A 23838-nucleotide genomic window follows, 5' to 3' on the forward strand; every position below is an offset into this window, starting at 1 on the left:
TCTCCGTCTGGGGGCAATTAGTACTGTGGGTTCAACGGATAGTGCGGCAGGGTGCCAAACCATTTTTGGTACAGCTGAGCATTTTTCTTCGAGGCGTTAATTTCAAACAGGAACTCGTTCAGGTAGTTAAGCCATACCTGATCGCCGGCCTTCACGCCGAAGGCGTTATATTCCAGCGGTACCAGTGCTTCGTCGGTCACCATCAGCGTCGGGTCGAGCTTGGCCTGATAAGCCAGGAAGTTGTTATCCTCGATCATCGCATCGGCCTGACCCTGTTTCACCGCCAGAATGGCCGCCTGCGAAGAGTCATATTCCTGAATATTGACCTTGATATTCATCGCGCGAACTTCGTCGCCGTTGGTGGAGCCTTTCACCGTTGCAATGGTTTTGCCACCCATATCCTGCACGGATTTTATGCCGCTGCTTTTCTTGACCAACAGGGCTTCGCTGGCGACGACGTAAGGCTGAGTAAAGCCTATTTCCTTCGCGCGTTCGAGGTTGCGGGTAAAGTTACAGAACACCACATCAACTTTGTCGGTTTGCAGGTTTGGAATTCGGTTGGCGCTGGTGGTGTTGACCATCTCAAGCTTGACGCCCATGTCATTGGCGAGCTCCTTCGCCAGGTCGACGTCGTAACCATCCGGGTTGCCTGCTTTGTCATAGAAACCAAACGGCGCAAAGCTCAGGCAATCGCCAACCCGAAGCGTACCGCGTTGCAAAACGGTTTGCAGGGTGGAGGTTGGGGCAGCGCCTGCTTTTGAATCTTTGGATTCGGTCGGTGTGCAGCCCATTAAGGCGAATAAACTCACGGCGCTAAAAAGACAGGCGGCTTGCTTCTTATATTTTATGTGATTCATCTTGTTACCCTCGGTGTAATAAAAATCGACATGCTGTGATGTGAGTTTAAATATCAATAACGCTGATGTTATCCGCGATTAATTGCGCTGGCGTTTAGCTGGGTTATTATTTTCGGTCGGCCCGGAAACACTTCATATCAACCTCGACTTTACAGTCGACCACTAAATCCTGAACGCTACAGATGCGGGCGGGAGGATGCCCGTCAAACACTTCGCTAAAAACTTTGTTAAAAGAACTGAAGTATCTGGCGTCGGTTAACACTGCGGTCACGTGGACTACGTCCTTCACCTCATACCCGGCTTCGCGCATAATTTGCAGGCAGTTATCGAACGCCAGCCGTGTCTGCTCGACGATGCCGCCCTCAACGACTTCGCCTTCTTTCATCGGGGTCTGGCCAGAGATATAAAGCCAGCCGTCGGCTTCAACCGCTCGGGCAAAGGGCAGTCGCTGCCCCCCTGTGCCTACGCCACCTTCGGTGCCATAGCGTTTAATTGACATGCATTTCTCCAAAAATTGCGATAAGCGCGCAATTTAATAATCAAAAAATTGGGTTATCAGGGTTGGGTTGCTGTCTGATATATCAGACTTAAGTCTGTGATACCGGATGTTTTTAGATTTGCATAAAGAATATCGATTTGCAATATAGCGCCACGGCTTTATAAGTTAATTAATGCGAAAAATAGATAACCCGTTGTTGTGGGGATTTTTTTAAATAACTATTTTGTGATCGCTATCGATATTTCACCCTTTGGGCTATTTTATTTTTCGCCCTAAATAAGGGCCTCCGTTTGGTGCGGTCATATTATTTGTGATTAATGGGATTCGCTTCACGGCTCGATTAAATACTGTGTATGATGTGCTTCAGCGTGATAAAGCCAGGGTAGATGAATAAGGGAGTAAATATGCCGGTAGAAAACGCACCCCGCGCAAGGGGCGTGGACCGCGTAATTGATATCTTTCGTCAATTACATCAGGCGCGTCAGCCCATGACGATGCGTGAACTGATAGACGCCACGGGCGCGCCGCGGTCGAGCATTTATGAGTTGGTCAGCATCTTGACTGAGGCCGGATGGCTTGAGTCCAACGCAGAAGGGAACATTTTTTTCGGTCGTGAAATGCACTATTACGGTGCGGACTACATGGCCCACAACGATCTCATCCGTCGCTCCCATCAGTTAATGGTGGAGCTGGTGGCTAAACACGGCGAAACCGTACAGCTGTGTATGCTCGAGGGCAATAAGTACCAGGTGGTGCTTTCAGAAAGCAACGCACAGCCGTTCAAGATAAGCTCCGACATCGGCGTGAAGGTGCCCATTCCCTGGACTGCATCGGGCAGACTGCTGCTGGGTGACTGGTCTGCCGAGGATATTTTGGCGCTGATCCCGGACGAAGACTTCGTGCTTGCCAACGGGCGAACCATCGACAAACAGGAGTTTCTTGACGACATTCACCGGGCAGGCGCACAGGGTTACTACCTGACAGAAGGCCTGTCCGACAGCTTCACCTGCTGCATGGCGGCTCCTATCCGCACGCGCACCGGCCACGCGGTGGCGGCATTTTGTTTCATGGTGAGTCGCGATACGCCAATGGAGAGAAGGCAGATGCTGTTACAGGAGCTGATCGTCTCAGCACAGCGGCTTTCCGAGCTTTCGTAAGAGGGCTGAGGGGTCAAAAATCAAGGGCAAGAGCATGTTACAGAACCAGCAGGGCGCATTTTTGCGCCCTGCTGGCGTTGAGCATCAGTAGCTCAGCGTGAGGATCTCCTTAGCGCGCGCCAGGTCGATGTCCTGACGTTCCCCCATAGGCAACATATTGAAACGCTCGAGGTTATCGAGAATTTCGTCGATCGCGGTTTTTGGCTGACCATAGGCGCTAAGCTGCGTTTTCAGGCCCATCAACTCGAAGAACTCACGCGTTTTAGCGATGGCGGCGTCGATGCGGGCATCGTCGTCACCCGTCTGAATATTCCATACGCGTTCTGCATACTGCAACAGCTTCTGTTTTTTGCTCTCGCGCTGCACCTGCAACAACCCCGGCAAGAGAATTGCCAGCGTTTGCGCATGGTCGATACCGTAAAGTGCGGTCAGCTGGTGGCCGATACGGTGTGTCGCCCAGTCCTGAGGCACGCCGACGGCAATCAGCCCGTTCAATGCCAGCGTGGCGGACCAGGTGATCGCCGAGCGAACGTCATAATTCTGCGGATCTGTCAGCGCCTTCGGCCCTTCCTCAATCAGCGTTAGCAGCAGACCTTCGGCGAAGCGGTCCTGTACTTTGCCGTAAACCGGATACGTCAGATACTGTTCGATGACATGAATGAACGCATCCACGACGCCGTTGGCAACCTGTGTGACCGGCAGGGTGTAGGTCTTGGTCGGATCCAGTACGGCAAATTTTGGGAACAGCAGCGGGTCGCTGTAGCCGGATTTTTGGCCCAGTGCGGTATTAGTGACTACCGCCACGTGGTTAGTTTCCGAGCCCGTCGCCGGAAGCGTCATCACACAGCCGAGCGGAAGAGCCTCGCTCAAAGGCTGGCGCTGTGACCACAGCGGCCAGATATCGCCTTCATATAATGCCGCAGCAGCAATAAACTTGGTGCCATCCACCACTGAACCGCCACCGACGGCCAGCAAAAAGTCGACCTTATTTTCCCTCACAATATCGACGGCCTTCATCAAGGTGTCGAGATGGGGGTTAACTTCGATACCGCCAAACTCAAACGTGACACGGTCACCTATTGCGGCCTTAACCTCATCCAGCGTGCCATACTTTTTGGCGCTTCCGCCGCCGTAGGTAATTAATACACGGGCATCTTCAGGGATGTGTTGACCTATATCCGCGATGCGATCTGCGCCGAAAAGCACGCGGGTCGGGTTATAAAAATCGAAGTTAAACATCGTTAGCTCCTGGGAGAAGAAATTAGAGTCGTGGTGGTAAGGATTACCATGATAACGCAGGGAAATGTATCTACGGTCGCTGATTAAGACTGAGTGCCGCACAAAGTGCTTATCTGTCGGGAAGATTGTGACGATTATGCCGGAGGGAAAATCTCTCCCTCACGGGGTGCGAGGGAGAGGTTGATTCAAATATTACTTAACCTGCATGCCAGGCTGTGCGCCACTGTCAGGGCTTAGCAGGAAGATGTCTTTCCCACCCGGACCCGCTGCCATGACCATGCCTTCTGAAATACCGAAGCGCATTTTACGCGGTGCCAGGTTGGCGACCATGATGGTCAAACGGCCTTCCAGCAGTTTTGGATCAGGATACGCTGAGCGAATGCCGGAGAAAATCTGACGCTTTTCGCCGCCCAAATCCAGCTGCAAACGCAGCAGTTTGTCAGAACCTTCCACGAAGTCTGCGCTTTCAATCAGGGCGATACGCATATCCACCTTGGCGAAGTCGTCGAAGGTAATGGTGTCCTGAATCGGTGCGTCGGCCAGTGGACCGGTTACCGGGGCTTTGGCTGCGGCGATGTCCTCTTTAGAGGCATCAACCATCGCGGTGACTTTGTCCATTTCGATACGGTTGAACAGGGCCTTGAAGGTTTTCACCTTATGACCCAGCAGCGGTTGATCGATGCTGTCCCAGCTCAGTTCGCTATTAAGGAATGCCTCGGTGCGTTCGGCCAGTGAAGGGAGAACCGGCTTGAGGTAAGTCATTAATACGCGGAACAGGTTGATTCCCATTGAGCAGATAGCCTGCAGGTCAGCGTCACGGCCTTCCTGTTTTGCCACAATCCACGGTGCCTGCTCGTCGACGTAGCGGTTAGCAATATCGGCCAGCGCCATGATTTCACGGATTGCACGGCTAGATTCGCGGCTCTGATAAGCCTCGGCGATGCTGGCTGCGGCATCGGTAAAGGTCTTGTACAGCGCTTCATCGGCCAGCTTGTCGGACAGAACGCCTTCAAAACGCTTGCTGAGGAAACCGGCGTTACGTGAGGCAAGGTTAACGACCTTGTTCACGATGTCGGCGTTAACGCGCTGTACAAAGTCTTCGAGGTTCAGGTCGATATCGTCAATGCGTGATGACAGCTTCGCGGCGTAATAGTAACGCAGGCAGTCGGCATCAAGATGTTGCAGGTAGGTGCTGGCCTTGATGAAGGTACCGCGAGATTTGGACATCTTCGCGCCGTTCACCGTCACATAACCGTGGACGAATAGGTTGGTCGGCTTGCGGAAGTTGCTGCCTTCCAGCATGGCTGGCCAGAACAGGCTGTGGAAGTAGACAATGTCTTTACCGATGAAGTGGTACAGCTCGGTGGTGGAGTCTTTCTTCCAGAATTCGTCGAAGTCCAGGTCTGGGCGACGATCGCACAGGTTCTTGAAAGACCCCATGTAGCCAATTGGCGCGTCCAGCCAAACGTAGAAGTATTTGCCTGGGGCATCAGGGATTTCGAAGCCGAAGTAAGGCGCATCACGGCTGATGTCCCACTGTTGCAGGCCTGACTCGAACCATTCCTGCATTTTGTTGGCAACCTGCTCCTGCAACGCACCAGAACGGGTCCACGCCTGAAGCATGGCGCTGAACTCTGGTAGGTCGAAGAAGTAGTGTTCTGAATCGCGCATGACCGGCGTCGCGCCAGAAACCGCAGATTTAGGGTCGATAAGCTCGGTCGGGCTATAGGTTGCGCCACAGACTTCGCAGTTGTCGCCGTACTGGTCCGCTGATTTGCATTTCGGACAGGTGCCCTTCACGAAACGGTCCGGCAGGAACATGCCTTTCTCTGGATCGTAAAGTTGAGAAATAGTGCGGTTCTTAATAAAGCCATTTTCTTTCAGACGGCTGTAAATTAGCGTCGACAACTCACGGTTTTCTTCACTGTGCGTGGAGTGATAGTTGTCGTAGCTGATACCAAAACCGGCGAAATCTTTCTGATGCTCTTGGCTCATCTCCTCAATCATTTGCTCCGGCGCGATGCCCATCTGCTGTGCTTTAAGCATGATTGGGGTGCCGTGCGCATCATCGGCGCAGATGAAGTGAGTTTGGTTGCCGCGCATTCGCTGGTAACGGACCCAGATATCTGCCTGGATGTGCTCGAGCATGTGTCCGAGGTGAATAGAACCGTTAGCATAAGGAAGTGCACAGGTTACCAAAATTTTTTTCGCGACTTGAGCCATAGTAAGAGCTTGCTTTCTTTTTTAAGATTGTGGGGGGATCGATGTTAACTCACAGAGCCTACCCACGTAAACAAACAGGGATTCTGTTATGCTATTTTTATAACAGTGAGATAGCGGAAAGTTTACGGTAACTGCCGCCACTGAATTCCATAATAAATCTGTATTTCAAGGAGCCGGGATGAAATCACAATCCCCTGAGAACGTTACTCCCGCTGAACTTCACGCCGCTGTTAACGTGGTGTTGGCGACTTTTACCCATCCTACATTACAAAAAAGTCTGACGGCGCTTAAAGCGTTACATCAGTGCGTGGTAATGGACAACGTTCTGCACATCGAACTCATCATGCCTTTTGCCTGGAAATCAGGCTTCGAGCAGTTGAAATTGCTCACCACCTCCGAGCTGCTGCGGGTAACCGGTGCACGCTCCGTTGACTGGCGTCTGTCGCATGACGTCGCCACGCTGCGCCGCGCCAACGATCGCCCAGGGATCAAGGGCGTGCGTAATATTCTGGCGGTCAGCTCCGGCAAGGGCGGCGTCGGCAAGTCGACAACGGCGGTAAACCTCGCGCTGGCGCTGGCGGCTGAAGGCGCGAAGGTCGGTCTTCTTGACGCCGACATCTATGGTCCGTCGATCCCCAACATGCTCGGCACCGAGGAGGAGCGTCCGACCTCGCCAGACGGCCAGCACATGGCACCTATTATGGCGCACGGCATGGCGACCAACTCCATTGGTTATCTGGTGACCGACGAAAATGCTATGGTCTGGCGCGGCCCGATGGCCAGCAAGGCGCTGCTGCAAATGCTGCAGGATACGCTGTGGCCGGACCTTGATTACCTGATTATTGATATGCCGCCGGGCACCGGTGACATTCAGCTGACGCTGGCGCAAAGTGTGCCGGTGACCGGCGCGCTGGTGGTGACGACGCCACAGGACATCGCGCTGCTTGATGCCATGAAGGGCATCGTGATGTTTGAGAAAGTCAAGGTCCCGGTGTTGGGCATCATCGAGAACATGAGCATGCACATTTGTAGTCAGTGTGGTCACCATGAGGCGATTTTTGGCACCGGTGGCGCGCAGACGCTGGCTGAAAAATACCGCTGTGAACTGCTGGCGCAAATGCCGCTGCATATTTCGCTGCGCGAAGACCTGGATCGCGGTGAGCCGACCGTGGTTTCCAACCCTGACAGCGAGTTTACGGTCCTGTATCGTCAGCTCGCCTCCAGGGTTGCCTCACAGCTTTATTGGAAGGGCGATGCCATTCCGACCGAAATTGCCTTCCGCGCCGTCTAATAATCACACATTTGCTGATTAATTTAATCAAGCCAGCCGGTTAGTGGCTTTAAGGCTGGCTTCATCAACAGGTTGTACCTATAATTGGCGCGATCAAAGCGCCATCAGGCTGCTTGCCCTTCAAACCTCCAAATCAGGTCGTTAATTTTATGTCTGACAAGTTCCATCAGTGTGTCATCGTGGGTATCGCTGGCGCATCTGCCTCTGGAAAAAGCCTTATTGCCAGCACTTTGTATCGTGAATTACGCGATCAGGTCGGTGACGAACATATCGGTGTTATACCGGAAGATTGCTATTATCGGGATCAGAGTCATCTGACCATGGAAGAGCGTGTTAAAACCAACTATGACCATCCCAACGCGATGGACCATAATCTGCTCCTCCAGCATTTGCAGGCGATGAAGTCAGGGAAGGCCATTGAATTGCCAGGCTATAGTTTCATCGAGCACACACGTCTGAACGAGACCGTGACGCTGGCACCAAAAAAAGTCATTATCCTTGAAGGGATCCTGCTGCTGACCGACGTCCGTCTGCGTCAGGAGATGAATTTCTCGATTTTCGTCGATACACCACTGGATATCTGCCTGATGCGCCGCATGAAACGCGACGTTAACGAGCGCGGCCGTTCTATGGACTCGGTGATGGCTCAATATCAGAAAACGGTTCGCCCAATGTTCCTGCAGTTCATTGAGCCTTCCAAACAATATGCCGACATCATCGTGCCTCGCGGCGGTAAAAACCGTATCGCAATCGACATTTTGAAAGCAAAAATTAGTCAGTTCTTCGAATAACAATTAGCAATAGGGGCGGAGTTTTTTCGCCCGACTACTACATCAAGAAGTGCCAAAGGAGTTGTAATGAGACTGTGCGATCGCGATATAGAGGCCTGGCTGGACAACGGTAAACTGAGTATTGAACCGCGTCCACCCGTTGAACGTATCAATGGCGCCACCGTTGACGTGCGCCTGGGCAATGGTTTTCGCGTATTCCTTGGGCACAACGCAGGGTTTATCGATTTAAGCGGTCCCAAGCATGAAGTGGGCGCAGCCCTCGACCGGGTCATGAGTGACGAGATTGTTCTGCCGGAAGGCGAAGCATTCTTTTTACACCCCGGTGAACTGGCGCTGGCGGTGACGCTCGAGTCCGTGACGCTGCCGGATGACCTGGTCGGCTGGCTCGACGGACGTTCTTCCTTGGCGCGCCTCGGTCTGATGGTTCATGTGACCGCACACCGTATCGATCCGGGTTGGCAGGGCCGTATCGTGCTTGAATTCTATAATTCAGGTAAACTGCCTTTGGCGTTGCGCCCAGGGATGCTTATCGGCGCATTAAGCTTTGAACCGTTATCCGGTGCGGCAGCGCGCCCCTATAACAGTCGTCAGGACGCAAAATATCGGGACCAGCAGAGCGCGGTTGCCAGCCGTATTGATAAAGACTGACAAGTCCTGGCAGGATGCAAGGGCAGGCAACTTATAAGAGGATGGCATGAGAAGATTAGTGACAACGTTGGTTATTTTACTGGTGGTTATTATCGCCGGTATGACCTCGCTGGTTTTTTTGATTAACCCTAATGACTTCCGCAATTACATGGTTAATCGCGTTGAACAAAGAAGCGGTTATAAACTGGCAATCGATGGCGACCTTCGCTGGCATGTCTGGCCGCAGCTGAGTATTTTGGCGGGCCAAACGTCTCTTACTGCTCCGGGTGCCAAAGAGCCGGTCGTGAGCGCAGAAAACATGCGTCTCGACGTGCGCCTTTTGCCGCTGCTCTCACATCAGCTTTCTGTTAAACAGGTGATGCTCAAAAGTGCGGTGATTCGCCTGACGCCTGACAGTGAAGCCAACGAGCCGGACGCGCCCATCGCGCCGGCGCATTCTGCAAGCCAGGGCGTTGAAAGCGATGACGATGGCTGGAAATTTGACATCGGCCGTCTCAACGTTGCCGACAGCCTGCTCATCTGGCAGCGTGCCAAGAGCGACCAGATCAACGTGCGCGACATTAATCTGCAGATGGAACAGAACGATCGTCGTCAGGCGACCGTACAGCTGTCGAGCCGCATCAACCGCGATCAGCGTGACCTGACGCTGAGCCTCAATGCGACGCTGGATATGCAAAACTATCCGCGCCAGTATTCGGCCAATATTACTAGCCTGACCTATAAGCTCAGCGGCGCAGACATTCCTGCGCAGGGCGTCTCGGGGCAGGGCAGCCTGCAGGCAAAATATCAACAGTCTAATAACACCATGACGCTCAACCAGCTCGCGCTGTCGGCGAATGATAATCAGCTGACCGGCAGCGGCGTGGCGGTGCTCAACGATGTGCCGGACTATCAGCTGAATTTGCAGTCGAACAACGTGAATCTGGACGCTATCTCCGGGTGGCAGCCTAACGGCACCGGCAGCGCCCAGCAGAAAGCGCAGTCCGTGACGTCGGCACCGGTTATTGCCAGAGATATAGATGCGCAGCAGGACTCGCTGAACGTGCTGACCGGCTTTAATGCTCAGGTAGCGCTCAAGGCCGTTGACGTGACCTACCGCGGGCTAAAAATTCAGAATCTCGATTTGCAGGCAACCAATCAGGCCGGTAACGTCAAGATTGCGCGGCTTAGCGGCAATATGGGGCAGGGAACGTTCTCGCTTCCGGGCGCGCTAGACGCCACTGGCCCACGTCTGCTGGTCAACTTTACGCCGGACCTCAGCAACATTCCGTTAGGTGATTTGCTGCGTGCCTACAATTTGCCGCAGGCGTTAATCGGCAACTTCAGCCTGCACGGGGCATTGAGCGGAAAAGGCCTGTCGCTGACTGACTTCAACAGCAACTGGCAGGGCGATGCGCAAATGTCGATGGACAATGCGCGTCTGAATGGCTTGAATATTCAGCAGTTGGTGCAGCAGGCGGTGAGCCGCAGCAATAACCGCGTTCAGGGTATGCAACGCTACGAGGTCTACAGCGATATTCAGCAATTGCAGGCCCACGGCGCATTGCGCAATGGCGTACTGACGCTGAGCAATCTGTCGGCGGATTCCGCGATGATGAGCGTGAAAGGCGACGGACAGGTTAACTTCCCAGACGAACAGGCCGACATGAATCTGCGGGTGAAAATCACCGGCGGCTGGCAGGGTGACAACGATTTGATTGCCACGCTGCAAAAAACCGAGATTCCGCTGCGCGTATTTGGTCCGTGGAAACAGCTTAACTATCAGCTGCGGGTGGATCAGATCCTCCGTCAACAGCTGCAGCAGGATGCGAAAAATGCAATTCAGAACTGGATTGATAAAAACAAAGACGACAAGAACAGCGACAAAGTGAAGTCATTCATTAACAAGATGTGATTTCCCTGCCGCACGGGCCTGAATCATCAGGCCCGTCGCGTTTAATCCCCTTCGTGCTCACACTTCATAATCATCGGCAATCGGCTTTAACGGCGTTATCTTTACCTTGAGAATGCGGTGGCTGTTCACCTCGATCGGTTCAAACAGGTAGTTATCGATATACAGCTGTGCGCCCTGGTGAGGGATGACCTGCGCGTGCTCCATCAGCAGACCGGCAAGGGTATGATATTCGCGCTTCTCTTCTACCGGCAGCGGCAAATAGGTCACCAGATCGTCAAGCGGCATATAACCGTTGGCTATCCAGCTGCCGTCCTCAAGTTGAACGATATCGTGGCGCGCGTCGAGCGTGGCCGACGATTCCGGCAGACTCCCTGCAATGGTCTCCATTACGTCGGTCAGCGTCACTATCCCTTCCACCGAACCAAACTCATCAACCACGAAGGCAAAGTGCGTCTTGGCCTGCCTGAACTGCTCCAGCGCCGCCAATAGGGAAAGCTGCTCCGGGAAAATCAGCGGCTGCTTGATGATGGCCTTGAGGTCGAGTTCGTTATGCAGCAACTGCTGCTTGAGCAGGTCAACGACGTGGATAACGCCGAGCGGTGCATCGGTGGAACTGTCTTCGGTAACCAGGATACGGGTATGAGAATTATTGACTAACTGACGGGTTTGCACCTCGGGTGGGTCGTTAAGTTCGAGATTATCGACGTCGTGCCTCGAGGTCATGACGCTACTGACCGATCGCTCGGCAAGCCCAAGCACACGCTCGATCATTTTGCGTTCCTGCTGGTTAAAGATAGCGTCGTCTTCGTTAGCAATATCGGCGACCATATCAGAGGAATGCGAGTCGAGATCCGCCTCCTCATGCTTGCCGCGCAGCACCTTCAGTACTGTCTCGGCCGTGCGTTCGCGCAGCGAGCGACGAGAAGACAGGAAGCGGCGGCGGTTAAACTGTGCCAGCTGGTTCAGCACCTCTATCATGACCGAGAAGCCAATCGCCGCGTAAAGATAGCCTTTGGGGATATTGTAGCCAAAGCCGTCTGCCACCAGGCTAAAACCTATCATCAGCAGGAAGCTTAGGCAGAGGATAACGATGGTCGGGTGCTCATTGACGAAGCGCGTCAGCGGACGGCTGGCGAGCAGCATCAGGCCGATGGCGATACAGACCGCAACCATCATCACGGCAAGGTGGTCGACCATGCCGACCGCTGTAATGACCGAGTCCAGAGAAAATACCGCGTCGAGCACCACTATCTGTGCCACGACAGGCCAGAATTGGGCACGACTTCCCTGTTGAGTGTTCTCCTCATCCTTACCCTCGAGCCGTTCATTGAGTTCTGTGGTCGCTTTAAACAGCAGGAAAAGGCCGCCGGCCAGCATAATCAGGTCACGGGCGCTGAAGGATTTGCTAAATATTGTTAACAGGGGATGAGTGAGGGACGAGAGCCACGAGATTGAGGCAAGAAGCAGGAGTCGCATGACCAACGCAAGCAGAAGACCGGTAACGCGTGCGCGGTCTCGCTGGCCTCGGGGTAGTTTATCGGCAAGTATCGCGATAAAAACCAGATTATCGATTCCCAGCACAATCTCGAGAATCACCAGGGTAGCCAGCCCGGCCCAAATCGACGGATCGGCAATCCATTCCATATCGCTTATTTACCTTCACTGTCGCGGCGAAGTCCGCAAAATGAATAATGGTCGTTGGCAACGTAAATTTCAAATTTAAATCAGACAGCTAAAGGGGAATACTTAGCGTTGCGGCGGGAGACCAAAAACGGAGTGGCGGTGGCTTTTCCAGCGATCTGGTGGTTTGGTCGGCAATGACAGGCTTAGACCAGGAGGACAAGACGTTTTTTTGTCGGTTTTTATTAAAAAAAATCATTTCTTGGGTAACAATCTTATTTTTTTATGGTTGACTTAAGGTCATACTTAACTTGCTGTTATGTTGTTGTTTGTAGTTAGCGTTGTAACGACATTTGCATAGGCTACAAAGAATTTCATAGTGATAAGACAACATCTTATACAGGCAAGGGACTGTCGATGAACCTGCCAAATGCAAGGCGAGAGTCTATACTTTGCTTAAGTGATTTTTAGGGTTGTAACAATTGCTTAAGTATCTTCAGTTAGTAAAGCGGTGAACAAACCATGGCAAACCGCTGGCTGATTTTAATCTTATGGTGTTGAGGAGTATCTCTTACAATGTTAAAAGCTGTTATCCCTGTTGCCGGTCTAGGCACGCGCATGTTGCCAGCGACAAAGGCCATTCCAAAAGAAATGCTGCCTATTGTTGATAAGCCACTGATTCAGTACATCGTTAACGAATGTGCTGCCGCCGGCATCAAAGAAATCATTCTGGTGACTCACTCGTCTAAAAACGCGATTGAAAACCATTTCGATACCTCTTTTGAACTTGAAAGCATGCTGGAATCACGCGTTAAGCGTCAGCTGCTGGAAGAGATCCAGTCTATCTGCCCGAAAGGCGTTACCATCATGAACGTGCGTCAGGGCCAGTCCAAGGGGCTGGGTCACGCCGTTCTGTGTGCACGCCCTCTGATCGGCGACGCACCATTTGCTGTACTTCTGCCGGACGTGCTGATGGACGAAGTGTCCTGCGATCTGCGTAAAGACAACCTGGCAGCGATGTTGAAGCGTTTCAATGAAACGGGCTACAGCCAGGTTATGGTTGAAGAAGTGCCGGAAGAAGACGTTTCTAAATATGGTGTGGTTGACTGCAACGGCGTTGAAGGCGAACAAGGCAAAAGTACGCCGATGAAAGCCATTGTTGAGAAGCCTGAGCGTAAAGACGCGCCATCAAATCTGGCGGTAGTAGGGCGCTATGTCTTCAATAAAGACATCTGGCCTCTGCTGGAAATCACCCCTTACGGCGCGGGTAACGAAATTCAGCTGACAGACGCAATCGCGCTGCTGATGAAGAAAGAAACCGTTGAAGCCTTCACCATGACCGGTCGTTCACACGACTGTGGTGACAAGCTGGGATACATGAAAGCCTTTGTTGAATATGGCCTGCGCCACAAGGCAACCGGCGAACAGTTCAAGGCCTGGTTGAAAACTCTGAGTATGTAATACTCCTTTTTTCACTACCTCAATACCTTTAAAAAGCACCGAATTTTCGGTGCTTTTCGTTGTTGTGTAAAAGCATCATTGATCTTCAGCCAAGTACTGTCACAGAAAAAGATGATAATCTCTACACAAGCCAATTATTGAGTATATAAAAACTAGATCGTGTTAACGTTGGGGAATTTTCTGGAAGATTTATCGGCGCTATGATGCAAAGATAAATTTTGATGCGCTCTACGGTACTTTGGTTGCTTCAGGCCAAGGCGGTAGCGTGGATGTCTAATTTTGTGTTCGGTACATTGTTACTGTAATGCTGCACGGTAAGACCTTAAGGAATTAAAATGTTACTCCCAGTGATCATGGCAGGCGGTACCGGTAGTCGACTTTGGCCAATGTCGAGAGAACTCTACCCTAAGCAGTTTTTGCGACTGCACAGTGAAAATTCGATGTTGCAAGAAACAGTGCTGCGTTTGGAATCACTTGAAGTACGCGAGCCGGTCGTGATTTGCAATGAAGAGCATCGATTTTTGGTGGCTGAGCAATTAAGACAGATCAAAAAGCTGTCTAATAACATTATTTTAGAACCGATTGGCCGCAATACTGCCCCGGCTATCGCGTTAGCTGCGTTAAATGCCATTAAAGATGGCGATGATCCTGTGATGTTGGTGCTGGCCGCTGACCACGTTATTCACGATGTTGAAATCTTCCATGCTGCCGTTGAAAAGGCCATTCCATTTGCCAACGCCAACAGCTTGGTCACTTTCGGAATTGTGCCGACCGGACCTGAAACAGGCTACGGCTACATTCAACGTGGTGACAGTATTGGTAATCTTGACGAAGGTTACAAAGTTAAGTGCTTCGTTGAAAAACCTAATTTGCCAACGGCCGAATCCTACATTGCTTCGGGCGAATATTATTGGAACAGCGGGATGTTTATGTTCCGGGCCAAAAAATACCTCGAAGAGTTGGAGAAATTTCGTCCGGATATCTATGAGGCCTGTAAAAAGTCGCTGTGCGAGTTACCGGACGGCATGGACTTCATCACGGTTGATAAAGAATCCTTTGCCCTGTGTCCTGACGAATCTGTCGATTACGCGGTAATGGAAAAGACCACCAATGCCATGGTCGTTCCGCTGGATGCGGGTTGGAGTGACGTTGGGTCATGGTCTGCACTGTGGGAAGTTAACGAGAAAGACACGAACAATAACGCACTGACGGGTGACGTTTTCCTTCACAACACTGAAGGCTGCTATATCAATACCGATGAAAAAATGGTGGCAGCCGTGGGGGTTAAAAACCTGGTGATTGTTAACACCAAAGATGCGTTGCTGGTTATTGATAAATCGCAGGTTCAAGACGTTAAAAAAGTCGTTGAATACCTTAAGATCAATCAAAGAAGCGAGTATAAACACCACCGAGATATTTATCGCCCGTGGGGTAAGAGTGATTTGGTGGTCGCAGAAAACCGCTTTAATGTAAACCGTGTGACTGTTAATCCGGGGGGGAAATTGTCCACCCAAATGCATCATCACCGTGCAGAACATTGGATAATTCTGGCAGGCACCGCGCAGGTTACTATTGGTGAGAAGACTTTCCTGTTAACGGAAAACCAGTCTACGTTTATCCCCATTGGATCAATTCATACCTTGGAAAACCCTGGGAAAATTCCATTGGAAATCCTTGAAGTTCGCTCAGGTTCTTACCTTGGCAACGATGACGTTATTCGCATTAAAGATCACTACGGTCGTAATTAATACTTGAGGTTTACATGACTACGTTAACTTGTTTCAAAGCCTATGATATTCGTGGAAAACTGGGCGAAGAACTCAACACTGATATTGCTTACCGTATTGGTAGAGCCTATGGGGAGTTTCTGAAACCTAAAACCATTGTTGTGGGTGGCGATGTACGGCTAACAAGTGAAGAGCTAAAGCTCGCATTATCTGACGGCCTGCGCGATGCAGGCGTAAATGTTCTGGATATTGGCCTTGCCGGTACCGAAGAGATTTATTTTGCCACAGCACACTTGAAGATTGACGGTGGAATTGAAGTGACTGCCAGTCATAACCCGATGAATTACAATGGGATGAAGTTAGTACGTGAAGATGCGAAACCTATTAGCGGAGATACTGGCCTAAAAGATGTTAAACGTCTTGCGGAACAGAATCAGTTTGCCGAGGTAGCGGCTGAATCACGCGGCAGCTATAAGCAGATTTCGGTGCTGGATGCCTATGTGGATCATCTATTGGGTTATATCGATCTCAAGAACTTTACCAGGCCATTAAAACTAGTGATCAACTCCGGAAACGGCGCTGCCGGCCACGTTATCGATGAAATCGAAAAGCGTTTTGTAAAAGCGGCGGTACCGGTAGAGTTTGTAAAAGTTCATCATCACGCCGACGGTAATTTCCCTAATGGGATCCCTAACCCGCTGCTGCCGGAATGCCGCGCAGATTCAACGGCCGCGGTTATCGAATCTAAAGCCAATATGGGCATTGCCTTCGATGGTGATTTCGACCGCTGTTTCATGTTTGATGAAACCGGTGCCTTTATCGAAGGGTATTATATTGTTGGATTGCTTGCTAAAGCGTTCCTGCAAAAAAATCCGGGTGCGAAAATTATCCACGATCCGCGTTTAACCTGGAATACCCAAGACATTGTCGAAGAAGAGGGCGGTGTTGCCGTCATGTCGAAAACGGGGCACGCCTTCATTAAGGAACGTATGCGAGCCGAAGATGCTATCTACGGCGGCGAAATGAGTGCCCATCACTATTTCAAAGACTTCGCATACTGCGACAGCGGCATGATCCCGTGGTTATTGGTGGCAGAATTATTGGCAATTAAAGGCGATACCCTTAGCAGTATGGTTGAAGATCGCATGGCGGCTTTCCCTGCTTCAGGTGAAATCAACCGCAAAATTGTTGGCGCTAATGAAGTGATTGATAAAATCAGAGCCGTTTACGAAGCTGATGCCCAACATGTCGATTTAACTGACGGGCTGAGCATCGAGTATGCGGACTGGCGCTTCAACCTGCGCACCTCGAATACCGAGCCGGTAGTACGTTTGAATGTCGAATCAAAAGGGAATACCGAACTGATGAATCAGAAAACGGCGGAAATCCTCCAGTTATTAGGCGGGGATGCTCTGTGAAAGATATGTTATTAGCGATTTATCGCTACCGTGGTTTTATCATCAGCAGCGTGAAGCGAGACTTTCAGTCTCGCTATCAGACCAGTATGCTGGGGGCACTATGGCTAGTCCTGCAGCCGTTAGCCATGATTCTGGTCTATACCTTGGTGTTTTCCCAGGTGATGCGCGCAAGAATGCCGGGCGAGGCGGGGCCATTTGCTTACAGTATTTATCTCTGTTCTGGCGTATTAACCTGGGCATTATTTACTGAAATTCTTGATAAAAGCCAAAACGTTTTTCTTGGCAATGCAAACCTGATTAAGAAGCTGAGCTTTCCTAAAATTTGTTTACCGATCACGGTTATTCTATCGGCGGTTTTAAATTTCTTAATCATTTTTACATTATTTATCCTATTCCTAGTGTTTACCGGCAATTTCCCGAACATGCTGTTCTTTGCCGTAATCCCATTGTTGTGCGTTCAGCTAATTTTTTCCGTGGGTTTGGGGATGATATTTGGCGTAATGAACGTCTTTTTCCGTGACGTGGGCCAGTTCGTAACCGTTTTATTGCAGTTTTGGTTTTGGTTTACGCCGGTTGTTTATGTTCTCAACTCACTGCCAGAATGGGCGCGTCATATTTTAATGTATAACCCAATGGCCAGACTCATGGCGTGTTATCAGTCAATTTTTGCTTATCACAAGATGCCTGACTGGTACTCCTTGTGGCCGGTATTATTGTTAGGGATTATCTTTTGTGCGTTAGGAATGCGACTCTTCAAGAAGCATTCTGCTGATATGGTGGATGAATTATAATGAGCTTTATTTCAGTAAATAATGTTGGAAAAGCTTATAAGCAGTATCCTTCAAAATCGTCACGACTCGTTGAGTGGATATCCCCAACCAAAAAGCTGCGCCATAAATTAAAGTGGATCCTCAATGATATCTCTTTCCAGGTTCAGCCTGGTGAAGCGTTAGGTATCATTGGCATCAACGGCGCCGGCAAAAGTACACTCTTGAAACTCATTACCGGCACGGCTAAACCGACTACGGGTGAAGTACACCTTGAAGGCAGAGTTGCTGCGATGCTTGAGCTGGGAATGGGCTTTCACCCCGATTTTACCGGTAGGCAAAATGCCTACATGTCAGGCCAATTGTTAGGGATGAGTTCTCAGCAGATAACCGAGCTGATGCCTGAAATTGAAGCTTTTGCCGAAATTGGTGATTATATCGATGAGCCTGTTCGCGTTTACTCGAGCGGTATGCAAGTACGTCTTGCCTTCAGTATCGCTACTGCAATTCGCCCTGATATCCTGATTGTTGATGAAGCACTTTCGGTGGGCGACGCGTATTTCCAGCACAAGAGTTTTGCACGTATTCGTGAGTTCCGTGAGAAGGGCACCACTCTTTTATTGGTGTCCCACGATAAATCAGCCATTCAGTCTATTTGCGATCGTGCCATTTTGCTCAATAAAGGTCGAATTGAGAAAGAAGGAAATCCTGAAGAAATCATGGATTTCTACAATGCGATGCTGGCTGAGAAATCTGGATCCGCAGTGACTATTCGCCAGGAGAAAACTGAATCAGGCCAAATTCAGACCATCTCGGGCAACGGCGATGCAAAGGTTGCGGCGATATCATTAATTAACAGCAGCGGTAAAGTTTCCGAAAATATCGGCGTTGGCGATCGCGTGACTCTGAAAATTGAAGTGGATATTCATCGTCCTATTAAAGAGTTGGTGATGGGCTTTCAGGTCAAAGATCGTTTGGGTCAGGTCGTGTTCGGCACTAACTCATACCATATGAAAGAGTTAGTCAACGACCTTGAGCCGGGGCAAAAGGTGACCTTTAATTATCGATTCCCCATGAATTTGGGAGAAGGTAATTTCTCTATCGCGACGGCTTTACACGATCGCGATACTCATATTAATAACAACTATGAGTGGCGAGACTTGGCTTTGGTATTTAATGTTATCAATCTCGACAAATTGTCATTCATGGGTGTGTCATGGTTGCAAACGGAGCTAGAGTGTTCTTATGAAAGATAGTTTCTATACAGTTAGCGAAGACTATTACCGCCTTTTTGAAGAGAAACACCGCGGCAGCGTACAGGACATTAAAAACCGTTTACAAGTTTATATCCCATTCATTACCGCATTAACCAAAATCGACCCTTCTGCCGCTGTTGCAGACATAGGCTGTGGTCGCGGTGAATGGCTAGAGATCCTCAGGGATCACAATATTCCGGCATTTGGGGTTGATCTGGATGAGGGAATGCTTGAACGCGGCTTGCAGGTTGGTCTGGATGTCAAGAAAATGGACTGTCTTGAATTCCTTCGGAGCCAGGCTGACGAAAGCCTACTGGCTATTACCGGATTTCATATCGCAGAACATTTGCCATTTGAAGTTTTGCAGGCGGTCGTTAAAGAGTCTGAGCGCGTATTGAAGCCAGGGGGATTACTGATACTTGAAACGCCTAACCCGGAGAATATCAGCGTAGGTACTTGTTCATTTTACATGGATCCAACGCATAACCATCCATTGCCTCCGTCGCTGCTTGAATTTATCCCTAATTATTATGGCTTCTTAAGAACCAAAATATTAAGGTTGCAGGAAAAAAGCACTTTAAGAGACTTAGAATCGGTTATTACGTTAGTAGATGTTCTAAAAGGAGTGAGTCCTGATTATGGTCTGGTTGCGCAAAAGAAAGCCGACCAAGAGATTATTCAATTAGCTGACGCATGTTTCAACCAAGAATATGGTGTCACTCTGGATAACCTGGGAAACCGTTATGACCAACGTCTTGCACAGCAGGCTAAAAGGATAAACAAAACCTTAAGTAATCAGGCTACTAAGTTTCATAACTTTGAAAATCAGTTGCAGCGTTTCCAGCAAGAATTCGAAAACACTAAACATGAGCTTTTAGCCGTTCATGCCCACAATCAAAGCCTGCAGCAGCAAGTTATTGATTTCCATAACAGCAAGTCTTGGAAAATCACATACCCTCTGCGTTGGGTTTCAGGTCAGGCCCATGCTCTTCGCACACACGGCATCCGGGCACGCGGCCGCCAAGTCATTAAGCGAATATTAAAAAAATCAATCAATATTGCCTTGGGTGTTTTCCACAATAATCCTAAAATCAGACGCTTTGTATTTTCTACCATTAAAAAGCTGGGAATATACACACTAATACAATCCGTTTACCGACGAGTTGTGTATTCTGCGCCCAACTCACAAAGTGGGCTCATTGCGAGAGAGCGTAGCGTTATTTATCAGGAAAATATGACCAGTCGGGCTATTGCTATTTACGAACAATTGAAGAATACAAATAATAATAAGCACGGAGAGTAATAATGCGCATTGTTATTGACCTGCAAGGGGCACAGACAGAAAGCCGTTATCGCGGAATTGGCCGTTATACCCTTTCTATTGCAAAGGCGATTATTCGCAACAACACAAAGCACGAGATTTTTATCACCTTGTCATCATTGTTTCCTGAAACAATTGCTGATTTAAAAACACAGTTCAGTGAATATCTTCCTGCTGAGAACATCCTGGTGTGGCATGTGCCAGGCCCAGTCAGGGCATTAGAAAGAGATAATGCTTGGCGTAGCGAAAGTGCGGAATATATCCGTGAGGCTTTTTTGCAGAATCTGCGCCCTGATATCGTCTTTATCACCAGCCTGTTTGAAGGCCACGTCGATAATGCCGTGACGTCAATTGCCAAATTTTCTCCAAATACTAAAGTGGCCGTTCTTCATCACGATCTGATCCCTTTGGTACAGTCAGATGTTTACCTCCAAGATGATGTTTTCAAAGAATATTATCTCAAAAAAATCAACTGGCTTAAAAACGCTGACTTGATTTTAACTAATTCAGATTACACCTCTGCGGAAGCCATTGAGTGGTTAGATGTTCCTTTTGAGAAAGTTCATACTGTCTCTGCTGCAACTGAGGAGCAGTTCGTTGTCAGCGAAGTGGTTGACGCCGAATTTACTACCCTGAAAGCGCGATATGGAATTACTCGTGAGGTCGTACTTTACGCGCCCGGTGGATTCGACTCGCGTAAAAACTTTAGACGCCTTATTGAAGCATACAGCAAGCTATCACCGGCAATTCGTGATAAACACCAGTTGGTTATTGTCAGTAAGTTGTCTGATAGCGATCGCATCGGTTTGCGCTCTATTGCAAACAATGTTCGGTTACGTGAAGACGAAATGATTTTGACAGGTTATGTGTCCGAGCATGATTTAGTCGTTTTATATCAGTTGGCTAAGCTATTTGTGTTTGCCTCTTTGCATGAAGGGTTTGGTTTGCCAATATTGGAAGCCATGACCTGTGGGGCGGCGACAATCGGTTCCAATGTAACCAGTATTCCTGAGGTTATTGGGTATGAAGATGCACTTTTCGATCCCTACTCGGTTGATTCAATAAAGGAAAAGCTTCATCAGGCGCTTAGTGATGATGCTTTCCTTGCCCGCTTGAAGCAACACGCGATTATCCAGGCTAAAAAGTTTTCCTGGGATTACGCAGGAATAACCGCTTTAGGTTGTTTTGAAAAGATTGTTGCGGATGCTGCCCCGCTTCCTGGTGAAACAGTGACTCCTGCACAGCTTGTGACGGCTATTTCATCAATCAACTGCCGCGAAAAACCTACTGATAACGACCTACGCGCCACGGCAGAATCCATTGACCGCAACGCGAAATTAATTGAACTTCACTCTGTCGATATTGAGAAATTATCCTGGCGAGTAGAAGGTCCATTTGACAGTTCTTACAGCCTGGCCCTGGTGAACAGAGAGTTTGCTCGTGCCTTGAGTCAGGACAATGTTGAGGTATTACTCCACTCAACGGAAGGGCCTGGTGATTTTGCACCCAGTGAAACCTTCATTAATGACAAGAACAATGCCGATCTTAAAGAGTTCAACCAACGGATTGAGAAGCAAGGTTCAAGAACGGTTAACGTATTAAGCCGCAATCTTTACCCACCTCGCGTCTCAGGTATAAATGCAGATGTAAAACTTTTGCACTGCTATGCCTGGGAAGAAACGGGTTTTCCGCAGGAGTGGATCAATAACTTCAACCGTGAATTAGATGCTGTTTTGTGTACCTCAGAGCATGTCCGCAAGGTATTGATTGATAATGGCGCGATGATTCCTGTCTTTAATGTGGGTAACGGATGCGAACATTGGGATCGTATTCAGAGCGGCGCGGCACCTAAGCTGGTGGCTAAAAAATTTAAGTTCTTGCATGTCTCATCCTGTTTCCCTCGCAAAGGGGTTCAGGCTATGTTGGCTGCCTACGGCTCAGCCTTTACTGCGGCCGATGAAGTCTCATTAATAATAAAAACGTTCGCTAATCCACATAATGAAGTTCATCAGTGGCTGGCTGAGGAACGTGCGGCCAACGTCAATTATCCTGACGTAATCATTATTGAACAGGATATGGCCGAATCTGATCTCAAAGCGCTGTACGAGTTTTGTGATGTATTAGTTGCCCCAAGCTGTGCGGAAGGATTTGGTCTGCCGGTTGCTGAAGCCATGTTGAGTGGGCTTCCCGCCATCACCACTAACTGGAGCGGCCAGCTCGATTTCTGTACTCCTGAAAATTCATGGTTGGTGGACTATAAGTTCGAGCGTGCCAGAACCCATTTTGGACTTTTCTCATCTTCTTGGGTCAGTGCAAACGTTGATGATCTCGGCCGTGCAATGAAAGACGCGGCAGAAGCTAGTGAAGAAAAGCTGAAAGCGATGGCGCTAAAAGGGCGTGAGCTTATTATGGCCAAATTTAAATGGTCTGATGTAGCCCAACGCTCGACTTCTGCCGTTGCTCATCTTCGTAAAAACTTCGAACTTGCCCACGAAGACACGCGGATAGGCTGGTTGTCTACCTGGAATACCAAGTGTGGAATTGCAACTTATTCCCAGCACCTGGTTGCTGATATGCCAAGCGATCAAGTTGTTATCTTTGCTCCCGCAGCTAACGACTTGGTTAGCGTGGATGAAAGTAACGTTTTGAGAAGTTGGGTTGTTGGAAAAGAAAACAACTATCTTGATGCACTCGATGCACAAATTGAAGCGTTGCGCTTGAATACTCTGGTTATTCAATTCAACTACGGATTCTTCAATCATCGCGAGCTTTCTGCATTTATAGAAAAGCACCACCATGCCGGGCGAGTCATCGTTATGGCAATGCATTCGACAGTTGATCCTGAAAAAGAACCTCACTGGAACTTCCGTTTGTCAGAAATGACGGATGCGCTAAAAATGTGCGATCGCCTGCTTGTGCATTCGATAACCGATATCAACCGTTTAAAACTGTTGGGGATAGTCAATAACGTAACCTTATTCCCACACGGCGTATTGGGCTATCCAAAATCAGCAGATAAAGTCGCTAAGCCTAATGCTCTACCGTTAGTCGCAAGTTATGGTTTCTGTCTGCCTCATAAAGGCTTGAAAGAGCTTATTGAGGCCGTTGCTTATCTCAAGTCAGCAGGGAAACCCGTCCGACTAAGGCTGGTCAATGCCGAATATCCGGTTAGCGAATCGGCTGATTTAGTGCGAGAACTTAAAGCCACAGCGTCTAAATTGGGGGTTGAGGATTTAGTCGAGATGTACAACGACTTCCTTGATGACGAGGAAAGCCTCCGTTTGTTATCAGATGCTGATGTGTTGGTTTTCGCTTACCAAAATACGGGGGAGTCTGCCAGTGGCGCTGTGCGGTACGGAATGGCAACGCATAAACCGGTAGCGGTAACGCCTTTAGCCATTTTTGACGATCTTGGGGATGCAGTATTCCGATTCAAAGGGACTTCAGTTGCTGAAATCGCTGAGGGCATCTCGGCGATTAATCAAAAATCGCCAGAGGCGATTAAAACTCAGCAACGTGCTGACGAATGGCGTCAACAGCATGATTATCATACTGTGGCCAGACGTTTAGAAAATATGTGTACCGGCCTGTTAAGGGCTAAAGTCTTTAAATAGGCCTGGGGTCGGTGAATTAAAAAACGCAACATGGGTGTAATACCCATGTTGCTTT

Annotated in this window: 17 protein-coding genes; 12 read left to right on the forward strand and 5 right to left on the reverse strand. The window is 49.5% G+C overall.

The window, feature by feature from the left end:
• Positions 1-17: 17 nt before the first annotated feature.
• On the reverse strand, positions 18-857 hold the full coding sequence (locus BS640_RS05975) for an ABC transporter substrate-binding protein (protein ID WP_017490024.1): 840 nt from the start codon (positions 855-857) through the stop codon (positions 18-20).
• 106 nt (positions 858-963) lie between these two features.
• A complete protein-coding gene (locus BS640_RS05980) occupies positions 964-1356 on the reverse strand; it encodes a RidA family protein (protein ID WP_017490023.1) in 393 nt (130 codons plus the stop codon).
• A gap of 404 nt (positions 1357-1760) precedes the next feature.
• On the opposite strand from BS640_RS05980, the gene BS640_RS05985 reads away from it, so the two are divergent.
• Complete coding sequence (locus tag BS640_RS05985; RefSeq protein ID WP_017490022.1) at positions 1761-2513, forward strand: IclR family transcriptional regulator; 753 nt, start codon at positions 1761-1763, stop codon at positions 2511-2513.
• 84 nt (positions 2514-2597) lie between these two features.
• Here the strand turns inward: BS640_RS05985 and BS640_RS05990 are convergent, their stop codons facing one another.
• Entirely contained in the window at positions 2598-3752 is a 1155-nt protein-coding gene (locus tag BS640_RS05990) for an iron-containing alcohol dehydrogenase (protein WP_084912170.1), read from the reverse strand.
• A 192-nt stretch (positions 3753-3944) separates the two neighbouring features.
• Positions 3945-5975, reverse strand: coding sequence for a methionine--tRNA ligase (gene metG, locus BS640_RS05995; protein ID WP_017490020.1), 2031 nt, complete (start codon positions 5973-5975; stop codon positions 3945-3947).
• A gap of 178 nt (positions 5976-6153) precedes the next feature.
• Here metG and apbC point away from each other — a divergent pair, with 178 nt between their 5' ends.
• From apbC to asmA, 4 genes are all read left to right on the forward strand, one after another.
• Positions 6154-7266, forward strand: a complete 1113-nt coding sequence (gene apbC / locus BS640_RS06000; protein ID WP_084912171.1) for an iron-sulfur cluster carrier protein ApbC — start codon at positions 6154-6156, stop codon at positions 7264-7266.
• Between the two features lie 149 nt (positions 7267-7415).
• Entirely contained in the window at positions 7416-8057 is a 642-nt protein-coding gene (gene udk, locus BS640_RS06005) for a uridine kinase (protein ID WP_017490018.1), read from the forward strand.
• Between the two features lie 66 nt (positions 8058-8123).
• A complete protein-coding gene (gene dcd / locus BS640_RS06010; protein WP_017490017.1) occupies positions 8124-8705 on the forward strand; it encodes a dCTP deaminase in 582 nt (193 codons plus the stop codon).
• Positions 8706-8751: 46 nt separating this feature from the next.
• Positions 8752-10599, forward strand: a complete 1848-nt coding sequence (gene asmA, locus BS640_RS06015; RefSeq protein WP_026110275.1) for an outer membrane assembly protein AsmA — start codon at positions 8752-8754, stop codon at positions 10597-10599.
• Positions 10600-10656: 57 nt separating this feature from the next.
• Here asmA and BS640_RS06020 read toward each other — a convergent pair whose 3' ends face one another.
• On the reverse strand, positions 10657-12243 hold the full coding sequence (locus BS640_RS06020) for a TerC family protein (protein WP_017490015.1): 1587 nt from the start codon (positions 12241-12243) through the stop codon (positions 10657-10659).
• A gap of 552 nt (positions 12244-12795) precedes the next feature.
• Here BS640_RS06020 and galU point away from each other — a divergent pair.
• The 7 genes from galU (at position 12796) to BS640_RS06055 (ending at position 23783) form a co-directional block, all read left to right on the forward strand.
• On the forward strand, positions 12796-13680 hold the full coding sequence (galU, locus tag BS640_RS06025) for a UTP--glucose-1-phosphate uridylyltransferase GalU (protein WP_084912172.1): 885 nt from the start codon (positions 12796-12798) through the stop codon (positions 13678-13680).
• Positions 13681-14015: 335 nt separating this feature from the next.
• Positions 14016-15428 carry a mannose-1-phosphate guanylyltransferase/mannose-6-phosphate isomerase gene (locus tag BS640_RS06030; protein WP_084912173.1) on the forward strand — a complete coding sequence of 471 codons (1413 nt, stop codon included), beginning with the start codon at positions 14016-14018 and terminating at the stop codon, positions 15426-15428.
• Between the two features lie 14 nt (positions 15429-15442).
• Complete coding sequence (gene cpsG, locus BS640_RS06035; protein WP_084912174.1) at positions 15443-16825, forward strand: phosphomannomutase CpsG; 1383 nt, start codon at positions 15443-15445, stop codon at positions 16823-16825.
• Between the two features lie 5 nt (positions 16826-16830).
• Positions 16831-17616 carry an ABC transporter permease gene (locus BS640_RS06040; protein ID WP_084912206.1) on the forward strand — a complete coding sequence of 262 codons (786 nt, stop codon included), beginning with the start codon at positions 16831-16833 and terminating at the stop codon, positions 17614-17616.
• The gene (locus BS640_RS06045) at positions 17616-18848 is read left to right on the forward strand and encodes an ABC transporter ATP-binding protein (protein ID WP_084912175.1); all 1233 of its coding nucleotides are present in this window, start codon (positions 17616-17618) and stop codon (positions 18846-18848) included. The genes BS640_RS06040 and BS640_RS06045 overlap by 1 nt, the downstream gene beginning before the upstream one ends.
• Positions 18838-20151 carry a class I SAM-dependent methyltransferase gene (locus BS640_RS06050; protein ID WP_084912176.1) on the forward strand — a complete coding sequence of 438 codons (1314 nt, stop codon included), beginning with the start codon at positions 18838-18840 and terminating at the stop codon, positions 20149-20151. Before BS640_RS06045 ends, BS640_RS06050 begins: the two co-directional genes overlap by 11 nt.
• A 2-nt stretch (positions 20152-20153) precedes the next feature.
• The gene (locus BS640_RS06055; protein ID WP_084912177.1) at positions 20154-23783 is read left to right on the forward strand and encodes a glycosyltransferase; all 3630 of its coding nucleotides are present in this window, start codon (positions 20154-20156) and stop codon (positions 23781-23783) included.
• The last annotated feature ends 55 nt before the right edge of the window (positions 23784-23838 follow it).

Origin of the sequence: Rouxiella badensis (assembly GCF_002093665.1) — a bacterium.
In the GTDB taxonomy this organism is placed as follows: domain Bacteria; phylum Pseudomonadota; class Gammaproteobacteria; order Enterobacterales; family Enterobacteriaceae; genus Rouxiella; species Rouxiella badensis.